Origin of the sequence: Streptomyces phaeochromogenes (genome assembly GCF_001418655.1) — a bacterium.
GTDB lineage: Bacteria > Actinomycetota > Actinomycetes > Streptomycetales > Streptomycetaceae > Streptomyces > Streptomyces phaeochromogenes.
On sequence record NZ_LIQZ01000341.1, the window covers coordinates 21,514 to 32,196 of the forward strand.

Annotated in this window: 6 protein-coding genes and 2 pseudogenes; 5 read left to right on the forward strand and 3 right to left on the reverse strand. The window is 70.3% G+C overall.

What is annotated here, in order from left to right; genetic code table 11:
* Positions 1-59 precede the first annotated feature (59 nt).
* A complete protein-coding gene (locus AOK17_RS36650) occupies positions 60-1,625 on the forward strand; it encodes a phytoene desaturase family protein (RefSeq protein ID WP_055616921.1) in 1,566 nt (521 codons plus the stop codon).
* Between the two features lie 77 nt (positions 1,626-1,702).
* Here the strand turns inward: AOK17_RS36650 and AOK17_RS36655 are convergent, their stop codons facing one another.
* Entirely contained in the window at positions 1,703-3,490 is a 1,788-nt protein-coding gene (locus AOK17_RS36655) for a serine hydrolase domain-containing protein (RefSeq protein WP_055616922.1), read from the reverse strand.
* Between the two features lie 200 nt (positions 3,491-3,690).
* On the opposite strand from AOK17_RS36655, the gene AOK17_RS36660 reads away from it, so the two are divergent.
* Both AOK17_RS36660 and AOK17_RS36665 read left to right on the forward strand, forming a co-directional pair.
* Positions 3,691-4,800, forward strand: coding sequence for an NAD(P)H-dependent flavin oxidoreductase (locus AOK17_RS36660; protein WP_055616923.1), 1,110 nt, complete (start codon positions 3,691-3,693; stop codon positions 4,798-4,800).
* Complete coding sequence (locus AOK17_RS36665; RefSeq protein ID WP_055616924.1) at positions 4,797-6,347, forward strand: acyl-CoA synthetase; 1,551 nt, start codon at positions 4,797-4,799, stop codon at positions 6,345-6,347. Before AOK17_RS36660 ends, AOK17_RS36665 begins: the two co-directional genes overlap by 4 nt.
* Before the next feature lie 2 nt (positions 6,348-6,349).
* Here AOK17_RS36665 and AOK17_RS36670 read toward each other — a convergent pair whose 3' ends face one another.
* Together AOK17_RS36670 and AOK17_RS36675 are read right to left on the reverse strand one after the other, a co-directional pair.
* A complete protein-coding gene (locus AOK17_RS36670) occupies positions 6,350-7,684 on the reverse strand; it encodes an acyltransferase family protein (RefSeq protein ID WP_245697597.1) in 1,335 nt (444 codons plus the stop codon).
* A 205-nt stretch (positions 7,685-7,889) separates the two neighbouring features.
* Positions 7,890-8,315: pseudogene (locus AOK17_RS36675) on the reverse strand (penicillin acylase family protein); the annotation flags it as partial.
* A gap of 194 nt (positions 8,316-8,509) precedes the next feature.
* On the opposite strand from AOK17_RS36675, the gene AOK17_RS36680 reads away from it, so the two are divergent.
* Both AOK17_RS36680 and AOK17_RS36685 read left to right on the forward strand, forming a co-directional pair.
* Positions 8,510-10,012 (forward strand): acyl-CoA synthetase, encoded by a 1,503-nt coding sequence (locus tag AOK17_RS36680; RefSeq protein WP_055616926.1) that lies wholly within the window; start codon positions 8,510-8,512, stop codon positions 10,010-10,012.
* Between the two features lie 229 nt (positions 10,013-10,241).
* A pseudogene (locus AOK17_RS36685) lies at positions 10,242-10,683 on the forward strand (hypothetical protein); the annotation flags it as partial.

Below are 10,683 nucleotides of genomic sequence, written 5' to 3' on the forward strand. Positions count from 1 at the left end.
ACGGGGCCGGTTGCCGCGTGTGTCTGGCCGACCTAGATCATCGCGTGTTACCAAGAAGCATGGGTGCATTCGAGGGATACCGGGAGCAGGACGTCGTCATCGTCGGCGGGGGACACAACGGGCTGGTCGCCGCTGCCTATCTGGCGCGGGCCGGGAAGTCGGTGCTGGTCCTGGAGCGGCTGGGGGTCACCGGCGGGGCGGCCGTGTCGACCCGCCCGTTCGCCGGTGTCGACGCCCGGCTGTCGCGGTACTCGTACCTGGTCAGCCTGCTGCCCCGGAAGATCGTGCGGGACCTCGGCCTCGACTTCCGGGTCCGCGGTCGCACCGTGTCCTCGTACACCCCCACCGAGCGGGACGGACGGCCGACCGGACTGCTCGTCGGGGGCGGCGAACGGCGCACCCGGGAGGCCTTCGCCAAGCTGACCGGGTCCGCCCGCGAGTACCAGGCATGGCAGCGCTTCTACGGGATGACCGGCCGCGTCGCCAAGAAGGTGTTCCCCACCCTCACCGAACCCCTGCCCACACGCGACGAACTGCGCCGCCGCATCGACGACGAGGAGGCGTGGAAGATCCTCTTCGAGGAGCCGCTCGGGACGACCGTCGAGGACAACTTCAGCGACGACCTCGTACGCGGCGTCGTCCTCACCGACGCGCTCATCGGCACCTTCGCCGACGCCCACGACCCGTCCCTGCGGCAGAACCGCTGCTTCCTCTACCACGTGATCGGCGGCGGGACGGGAGCCTGGGACGTGCCGGTCGGCGGCATGGGCGCGCTCACCGACGCCATCGCCGGAGCCGCGCGCGCCGCGGGCGCGGTCGTCGCCACCGGCCACGAGGCGGTCCGCGTGGAGACCGACGGACGGGCCGCCGAGGTCACGTACCGGACCCCGGACGGCGAGCGGACGGTCTCGGCCCGGCACGTCCTCGTCAACGCCTCCCCGCAGGAGCTCGCCCGGCTCACCGGCGACGAGCCGCCCGCCCCGGCCGAAGGCGCCCAGCTCAAGGTGAACATGCTGCTGAAGCGGCTGCCCCGGCTGCGCGACACGTCCGTCGATCCGCGCGAGGCCTTCTCCGGGACCTTCCACATCGCCGAGGGATACGAGCAGTTGGCGACCGCCCATGCCCAGGCGGCGTCCGGTGCGCTGCCCGAGGCGCCGCCCTCCGAGATCTACTGCCACTCGCTCACCGATCCGACGATCCTCGGCCCGGACCTGGTGCAGCAGGGCTACCACACGCTCACGCTCTTCGGTCTGCACACACCCGCCCGGCTCTTCGCCCACGACAACGACGGCGTACGCGAGGAACTGCTCAAGTCGACGCTCGCGCAACTGGACGCGCACCTCGCCGAACCGCTCGCCGACTGCCTGGCGACCGACGCGGACGGCCGCCCCTGCATCGAGGCCAAGACACCGCTCGACCTGGAGCGCGACCTGCGGCTGCCCGGCGGCAACATCTTCCATCGCGACCTCGCCTTCCCCTATGTGCAGGAGGGCACGGGCCGCTGGGGAGTGGAGACCGCACACGCGAACGTCCTGCTGTGCGGCGCGGGCGCGGTGCGCGGCGGCGGGGTGAGCGGAGTACCGGGACACAACGCGGCCATGGCGCTGCTGGAGGAGTCTCCGTGACCGACTGCGTGACCGACTGCGTGACCGCCAAGTAGCGCCCGGCGACGGCTCGTTCACGCCGTCGTCGGCTCCGGCGGTCAGTCCTTGGCCGCCGTCCAGCCCACTGCCTCGATCCGTGCCGCGTCCGCGGGCCTGGCCTCGTCGAACACGACCCGGTCGCCGTCCGCGACGCGCTGCGCGTCCACGTACGCGCCTCGGCCGACGTAGAGCCGGTCCGTCGCGTACCGCCAGCGCAGGACGAGCTGCCGGGCCTCGGGAAGATCCGCGGAGAGCCGGTGCCAGGCACGGCCCGACCAGCCGGTGACGGAACCGGCGGGATGGTCCTGGGCGGCCTCGCCGTGCCGGACGGTGGTGAACGGCACCGGCACCCACGTCGTGCCGCCGTCCGTCGAGGACTCCAGGAAGAGGGCGTCCGCCTGCGGTTCGGTGTCCCACCACAGGGCGCACCGCAGACGGCCTCCCGCACCGAGATCCAGCGCGGGCAGCGTCAGCGTGGCGGACGTGGCGGTCGTCATGCCGGAGAACCAGGCCGTACGTCCTCGCGCGGGCCGGACCGGAACGGCGCGGGCCAGATTGTTGGCGGCGGCCACCCGGGGAGCGGAACCCGACCGCCAACTGCGCACGGGATGCACGGAGTTGCCGAGCACGATGAGGAACGAGTCGGTCGTCGGGTCGAGGACGAGCGAGGTGCCGGTGAAGCCGGTGTGGCCCGCGGTGCGCGGTGTGGCCATCGCGCCCATGTACCAGTGCTGGTAGAGCTCGAAGCCGAGGCCGTGCTCGTCGCCCGGGAAGGCCGTGTTGAAGTCGGTGAACATCAACTCCACGGACTCGGGCTCCAGGATGCGCGCCCTGCCGTACGTGCCGCCGTTGAGCAGCGCCCGGCCGAGGACCGCCAGGTCCCACGCGGTGGAGAAGACACCGGCGTGGCCCGCCACACCGCCGAGGCTGTACGCGTTCTCGTCGTGCACCTCGCCCCAGACCAGGCCGCGGTCGAGCCCCGACCACGGTTTGCGGGCGTCCTCGGTGGCGGCGGTCTTCGGCTTCCAGGAGGCGGGCGGGTTGAAGCGGGTGCGGCGCATCCCGAGCGGGTCGGTGATCTCGCTGCGCAGCAGGGTGTCGAGGGTGCGACCGGTGATCTTCTCCAGGACGAGCTGGAGCGAGATCAGGTTGAGGTCCGAGTAGAGGTACCTGGTGCCCGGCGGGTTGAGCGGCGCCTCCTTCCAGATGAGCTGGAGCTTCTCCTCGTACGTCGGCGCGCTGTAGAGCGGGATCCAGGCGCGGAACCCCGAGGTATGGGTGAGCAGTTGACGGATCGTGATGTCCTGCTTGCCCGCGCCGCCGAAGTCGGGGAGGTAGGAGGCGACCTTCCCCTCCAGCTCCAACTCGCCGCGCTCGATCTGCTGCACGGCGAGGATCGACGTGAACAGTTTCGACACCGACGCGAGGTCGAAGACCGTGTCCCGTGCCATCGAGATCTGCTGGTCGGCGGGGAACTCCACGGCGGTGTCGGTCTTTTCGTCGTACGCCGAGTAGCGCACCGCCTTGCCGATCGGGTGGTGCAGCGCGACCGTGCCGCCGCGTCCGGCGAGCAGCACGGCGCCCGCGTACCAGGGGTACTTGGGGGAGGGGCCGAGGAACGCCTCGGCGTCGGTGACGAGTTGGCGCAGCTGGGCGGGGAGCAGTCCGGCACGTTCGGCGGAGCCGTGCCGCAGGGTCGGGCGGCCGTGGCCGTCGCCGTTGCTCGCATCGGCGCCGGGTGCCGCCGACGCGGCGGGGAGGGGCGCGAGGATCAGCGCGCCGCCCAACGCGGTCAAACCCCGGCCCAGTTGACGTCGGGTCGGCCCGCCGCCCGCTCTGTCCGTCATCGAGGAGCCTTCCGTTGAGACGCTGTGGCCGCCTGAAAGTATCTTTCCGAGTTCGCCGTGCTCGGTGAAACTTTTGTGTCGGACGGGGGACGTGTCAACGGTGCCGCCCGGACCGGTCCCGGTTCGAGAAAACCGCCGGAAACTGACGGCCCATCAGAAAAGGTCTTCCTTCGTCCGGAGGACTGCGGCATCCTGCGCCCATGCAGACGGAGCTGAGCAAGAAACTGGGAGTCGAGCACGCCCTCTTCGGCTTCACGCCGTTCCCCGCCGTCGTCGCTGCCATCAGCCGGGCCGGCGGGTTCGGTGTGCTCGGTGCGGTCCGCTACACCGCCCCCGACGACCTCAAGCGCGACCTCGACTGGATCGAGGCGCACGTCGACGGCATGCCGTACGGACTGGACGTCGTCATGCCCGCCAAGAAGGTCGAGGGCGTGACCGAGGCGGACGTGGAGGCGATGATCCCCGAAGGGCACCGCCAGTACGTCAAGGACACCCTGGCCAAGTACGGGGTGCCCGAACTCGCCGAGGGCGAGGCCTCCGGCTGGCGCATCACCGGCTGGATGGAACAGGTCGCCCGCAACCAACTCGACGTCGCCTTCGACTATCCGATCAAGCTGCTGGCCAACGCGCTCGGGTCACCACCCGCCGACGTCATCCAGCGCGCCCACGACCAGAACGTGCTCGTCGCCGCGCTCGCGGGCAGCGCCCGGCACGCGCGCAAGCACGCCGAGGCGGGCATCGACATCGTCGTCGCGCAGGGCTACGAGGCGGGCGGCCACACCGGTGACATCGCCTCGATGGTCCTGACGCCCGAAGTGGTCGAGGCCGTCGCCCCGTTGCCCGTGCTCGCGGCGGGCGGTATCGGCAGCGGACAGCAGATGGCCGCCGCGCTCACGCTCGGCGCCCAGGGTGTGTGGCTCGGCTCCATATGGCTGACCGTCACAGAGGCCGACATGCACTCGCGTGCCCTGACCCGGAAACTGCTCGCCGCCGGGTCGGGCGACACGGTCCGCTCGCGTGCGCTGACCGGGAAACCCGCACGCCAGCTGCGTACCGAATGGACCGACGCCTGGGACGACCCGAACGGACCCGGCACCCTCCCCATGCCCCTGCAGGGGCTGCTGGTCGCCGACGCGGTCTCGCGGATCCAGCGGCACGAGGTCGAACCGCTGCTCGGGACCCCCGTGGGACAGATCGTCGGCCGGATGAACAGCGAACGCAGCGTCCAGGAAGTCGTCGACGACCTCACCCGCGATTTCGAGAAGGCCGTCGACCGACTCAACCGCATCGCCGGAAGGAGCCCCGAGTGAGCCAGCCCCCCAACGGCTTCTGGGCCCAGGCCACCGCCGACCCCGAGCGCACCGTGCTCATCGCTACCGACGGGGAGGAGTGGACCGCCGGACGCCTGCACGCCGAGGCCAACCGGCTGGTGCACGGACTGCGCGCCGCCGGGCTCGAACGCGGCGACGCCTTCGCCGTCGTGCTGCCCAACGGCGTCGAGTTCTTCACCGCATTCCTCGCCGCCTCGCAGGCCGGCTTCTATCTCGTGCCCGTCAACCACCACCTCGTCGGCCCCGAGATCGCCTGGATCGTCTCCGACTCCGGCGCCAAGGTGCTGATCGCGCACGAGCGGTTCGCCGACGCGGCACGCCACGCGGCCGACGAGGCGAAGCTCCCCGAGGAGCGGCGGTACGCGGTCGGCGCGGTTCAGGGCTTCAGGCCGTACGCCGAACTCCTGGACGGGCAGCCCGGGTCGGTGCCGGAGGACCGCACGCTCGGCTGGGTCATGAACTACACCTCCGGGACCACGGGCCGCCCGCGCGGCATCCGGCGCCCCCTGCCCGGCAAGCTCCCCGAGGAGACCTACCTCGGCGGCTTCCTCGGCATCTTCGGCATCAAGGCGTTCGACGACAACGTGCATCTGGTGTGCTCGCCGCTCTACCACACGGCGGTCCTCCAGTTCGCGGGCGCGTCCCTGCACATCGGGCACCGGCTGGTGCTGATGGACAAGTGGACGCCCGAGGAGATGCTCCGGCTCATCGACGCCCACCGGTGCACGCACACCCATATGGTCCCGACCCAGTTCCACCGCCTGCTCGCGTTGCCGGAGCGCACGAGGGCGGCCTATGACGTGTCGTCCATGCGGCACGCCATCCACGGCGCCGCCCCGTGCCCGGACCACGTGAAACGGGCCATGATCGAGTGGTGGGGCCACAGTGTCGAGGAGTACTACGCGGCCAGTGAGGGCGGCGGTGCCTTCGCGACCGCCGAGGACTGGCTGAAGAAGCCCGGCACGGTCGGCAAGGCCTGGCCCATCAGCGAGCTGGCCGTCTTCGACGACGACGGAAACCGGCTGCCGCCCGGTGAGCTGGGCACCGTCTACATGAAGATGAGCACGGGCGGATTCTCGTACCACAAGGACGAGAACAAGACGAAGAAGAACCGCATCGGGGACTTCTTCACCGTCGGTGACCTGGGATATCTCGACGAGGACGGTTATCTCTTCCTCCGCGACCGCAAGATCGACATGATCATCTCGGGCGGGGTCAACATCTACCCCGCCGAGATCGAGGCCGCCCTGCTCACCCACCCCGCCGTCGCCGACGCCGCCGCCTTCGGGATTCCGCACGACGACTGGGGCGAGGCGGTCAAGGCAGTCGTCGAGCCGGCCCCCGGCTTCGAGGCGGGCGAGGCGCTGGCCGCCGCGATCCTGGAGCACTGCGAGCAGCAACTGGCGGGGTACAAGCGGCCCAGGAGCGTCGACTTCATCGAGGCGATGCCACGCGATCCCAACGGCAAGCTCTACAAGCGGCGACTGAGGGACCCGTACTGGGAGGGGCGGACCCGGCCCGTGTGAGCTCAGGATCCGACAGGCACGTCGCCCTGGACCTCTGCCCGGTCCGGGGCGACGGGACGTGCGGTATGGGGTGCAGGGTGATGTGCGGCGTGACGCGCCTCAGGTGAAGTCCCGGGGCGCACCTGCGGCTTCTCGGCGTGCAGGTGTTGCCCGGACGCTCGCCGCGACGGCTCGACGCGGCGTGCCAGCTTCCGGCCCCACGCCTGGCCCGGAGCCTCGATGTACCGGTAGGTCAGCGCGCACAGCGGCAGGAGCACGGCGAAGAACGCCAGCACGAGTACGGGATTGTCGCGCGGCCACCGGCCGATCGTGCCGTCGCTCATCGCCAGCAGCACCGGGTGCAGCAGATAGACCGAGTAACTGATCATGCCCAGCCAGATCAGCCCGCGCGGTATCCGCCGGTGGCGCAACGCCAGCGCGACACCGAAGGTGAACACGGCCAGCAGGAACGCCACGATCCAGCCCTGCCGGGTGAAGGGGGCCTCGTCGCTGCTCCAGTACGCGCCGGCCACGGCACAGCCGACCACCACCGCGGCCGTGCCGCCCGCCCACCACCAGGAGCTCTGACCCTTCTCGGCCCGGTGGACGGCGGTGCCGAGGAACATCACGGCGAGGATGATCAGGCCCTCCCACAGCGGGACCGTGCCGTTGAACGGGACCAGGACGAGTGCCAGGACCCCGCCCAGCACCCCACCGAACACGCGAAGTGCGGGCGACCCGGAGCTGGCACAGCAGATCGCGACGACCAGGGCGCCCGAGGCGAGCCCGATGAGCAGGCCCGTGCCGACCAGGTCGGACAGGCCGGAGGCAGGCAGCGTGATCCCTGCCGCCACGCTCACGGCGGCCAGCACGGCCAGGGTGACGGCGACCGCCGCCGACCGCTGGTGCAGCCGGACCGTGAAGAGCGCGACGACCAGCAGATAGAAGGCCATCTCGTACGAGAGCGTCCACAGGACGAGCAGAACGCTGGGTGTCCCCAGCAGCTCCTGAAGCAATCCGGCATGGGCGACGGCCGTCGTGGCCGTGCTCTGGCCACCGAAGTCGCGCATGTCCGCGAGGCCCAGGAAGCTGACGGCGAGGACGGCGGCGACGGCGGTCGCCCACAGCGGGTACATGCGGAACACCCGCCCGATCCAGAACGTCCGGACACAGCCCCGGCGCTCCAGTGAGGCGGGGATGATGTAGCCGCTGACCAGGAAGAACACCAGGATGCCGTACCGGCCGGTGTTGAACTGCGGCATCAGTTCCTGACGGAACTCCGGCATGAAGGAGTACGACGCGTGCTCGAACACCACGACGAGTGCCGCGATGCCACGCAACGCGTCCAGCCAGGCCAACCGTCGTGGACCGGACGATGTCCGACATGTGGGTAGCGGTTCGGATGCGAGGAGTGACCGTTCCAGGGCGGGAGGCCGGTTTGGTGGCCTGATGTCCATAACTACCATTACGCGCCCTTTGTCGCCGATGGTCAACGACGCCTCGGGGCCGGCGCGCATGCGTGTGGTCCCGCCCCCCCATGGGGAGGACCACACGTGCCCCTCCCTACTCGTGCACTCGCACCACCTTCAGCGCGGGCGAGGAGAGGATGTCCTTCTCGCAGAAGCGGGACGTCACCCACTGCTCACGCGAGAACAGCCGCGTCTGGTCGGCGAAGTGGGCCGAGTTCGGATTCGACGACTGGGAGTACGTGAGGAGCGTCCGGGCCACCGGGCAGCCGCTGCCGTCCCAGCCGACCGCCTGGATGTGACTCGAACCCATGGTGACCTCGGTGTAGCCGCCCGCCGCCGCGTTCCACACCGGCTCGATCCTGTTCCATACGCCGAGCGACTCGGTCCCGCCCGGAACCGGGATGCGCTGGCCACCGCGTACGACGAACTGGTTCGCCCCGAGTTTCGCGTCCAGGGCGATCCCCGCCGTACGCAGTTCGGTCACGGTGTCGGCGAGGGCCCTGGCGAAGCCGGGAGCAGCGCGCCCGAGGCGGTCGCCAGGGCGACGGCCGTGACGAGAAGCTGTCTCGGACGGGTGCGCATCGTGCCTCCCAGCATCATTGAGGGAAGGGGCGGTTGAGCGTGACAACGGTGTACGCCGTACAGGCGCCTGGGTCCTGACCTCCTGGTACGGGACTTGACCTCGCTCGCCGAACGGAACGAGGATCATGTGTCATGACGCCTGGACACGGCAGCACGGTTGACGGGGTGCTGCGCCGCAGTGCCCGACGTACCCCCGAGCGCACAGCGGTCACCTACCGCGACCGCTCCTGGACGTACGCCGAACTCGACGAGGCCGTTTCCCGCGCGGCCCAGGTGCTGGCCTCCTCGAGCCTGGCCCCCGGCGACCGCGTCGGCGCCTACGGCCACAACTCGGACGCGTACCTCATCGGCTTCCTGGCCTGCTCGCGGGCCGGGCTCGTACACGTGCCGGTCAACCAGAACCTGACGGGCGACGACCTCTCGTACATCGTCGGCCAGTCCGGCAGCACGCTCGTCCTGGCCGACCCCGACCTCGCGGACCGGCTCCCCGACGGCGTACGCGTGATGCCGCTGCGCGACGCCGACGACTCGCTGCTCGCGCGGCTGGAATCGACACCTCCGTACGACGGTCCCGAGCCGCGCACCGAGAATCTGGTGCAGTTGCTCTACACCTCCGGTACGACGGCCCTGCCCAAGGGCGCGATGATGACGCACCGCGCGCTCGTGCACGAGTACCTGAGCGCGATCACCGCGCTCGACCTGAGTGCGGGCGACCTGCCCGTGCACTCGCTGCCGCTGTACCACTCGGCGCAGATGCATGTGTTCCTGCTGCCCTATCTCGCGGTCGGCGCGCGGAACACCATCCTCGACGCACCCGACGCCGAGCAGCTCTTCGACCTGATCGAGGACGGTCGCGCGGACAGCCTCTTCGCGCCGCCCACCGTGTGGATCGGCCTGTCGAACCGTCCCGACTTCGCGACCCGCGACCTGAGCGGGCTGCGCAAGGCCTACTACGGGGCGTCGATCATGCCGGTGCCCGTCCTCGAACGACTGCGGGAACGGCTTCCCAAGCTGGCCTTCTACAACTGTTTCGGCCAGAGCGAGATCGGCCCGCTGTCCATGGTCCTCGCGCCGAACGAGCACCGGAAGGCACGTCTGGACTCCTGCGGGCGTCCGGTGCTGTTCGTGGACGCGAGAGTGGTCGACGAGAACGGCAAGGACGTGCCCGACGGCACGTCCGGTGAAGTCGTCTACCGGTCACCGCAGTTGTGCGAGGGCTACTGGGACAAACCCGAGGAGACGGCCGAGGCCTTCCGGGACGGCTGGTTCCACTCCGGCGATCTAGTGGTGCGGGACGCCCAGGGGTACTTCACCGTCGTCGACCGGGTGAAGGACGTCATCAACTCCGGGGGCGTCCTGGTCGCTTCACGGCAGGTCGAGGACGCGCTCTACACGCATCCCGAGGTGGCCGAGGTTGCGGTGATCGGGCTGCCGGACGACCGCTGGATCGAGGCCGTGACCGCGGTGGTCGTCCCCCGCGGCACGGTCACGGAGGACGAACTGGTTGCCCACGCGCGCGAGAACCTCGCCCACTTCAAGGCGCCGAAGCGGGTCGTGTTCGTGGACGAACTGCCCCGTAACGCCAGCGGGAAGATCCTCAAGCGGGAGCTGCGGGACCGGTTGGGAGAGGCTTGACCTTTGCCGGGCGTGACGGTTGCACTCCCGGTGGTTGAATCCCTGGTGGTCGGATCCTCGGCCGGTGAACTGAATCCGCCGGTGAGCCGTACCAGTAACGGCGGCCCGACTACCCGAGCCTGGTCCGCCGCATCACCACCGGGTTTCGCACGGAAGGACCTTCGGGTTGTCGCGCACCACGAACTCTCGCCAGCTGCCGGACATGGGCCGGACAACCCCGGAGCCCGAAGTGACGCCGGACGCCCCTCCGGCGGACACATCCGACGACATCCAGCACAGCACCCCTGCCGAAGACGCCGCCCCCGCAAAGGGTGTTGCGGCCGAGCACGCCGTTTCCTCTGAGAGGGACGGTGTGGAGGAGGCCACCGCTGTCGAAGAGGGGCCTGCGGGGGAAGCGCCGGCTGGGGCGGGCGCCACCGCCTCCGAAGGGGAACTCGAAGAGAAGCCCGCCGTCGACATCGACACGGACGCGGCCTCTGACAAGGTTTCCGGGGCGGACGAGGAAGCGCCTGCCGAAGAGGCTTCCGCGAGGGAGGAGGGCGAGAAGAAGACGCCCTCCGGCGAGGCTCCCGCGGTCGAGGCGAGCACGCCCGCTGAAGAGACCCCAGCCGTCGAGAAGGCCCCCGCAGCCGAGGACAGCACCGCCTCCGGCCAGGACACCTCCGCCGGCG

Excerpts from the sequence above, each read along its gene's own strand:
- AOK17_RS36660 (WP_055616923.1), top strand. The coding sequence starts at position 3,691 with ATGCAGACGGAGCTGAGCAAGAAACTGGGAGTCGAGCACGCCCTCTTC.
- AOK17_RS36680 (WP_055616926.1), top strand. The coding sequence starts at position 8,510 with ATGACGCCTGGACACGGCAGCACGGTTGACGGGGTGCTGCGCCGCAGT.
- AOK17_RS36655 (WP_055616922.1), bottom strand. The coding sequence starts at position 3,490 with ATGACGGACAGAGCGGGCGGCGGGCCGACCCGACGTCAACTGGGCCGG.
- AOK17_RS36650 (WP_055616921.1), top strand. The coding sequence starts at position 60 with ATGGGTGCATTCGAGGGATACCGGGAGCAGGACGTCGTCATCGTCGGC.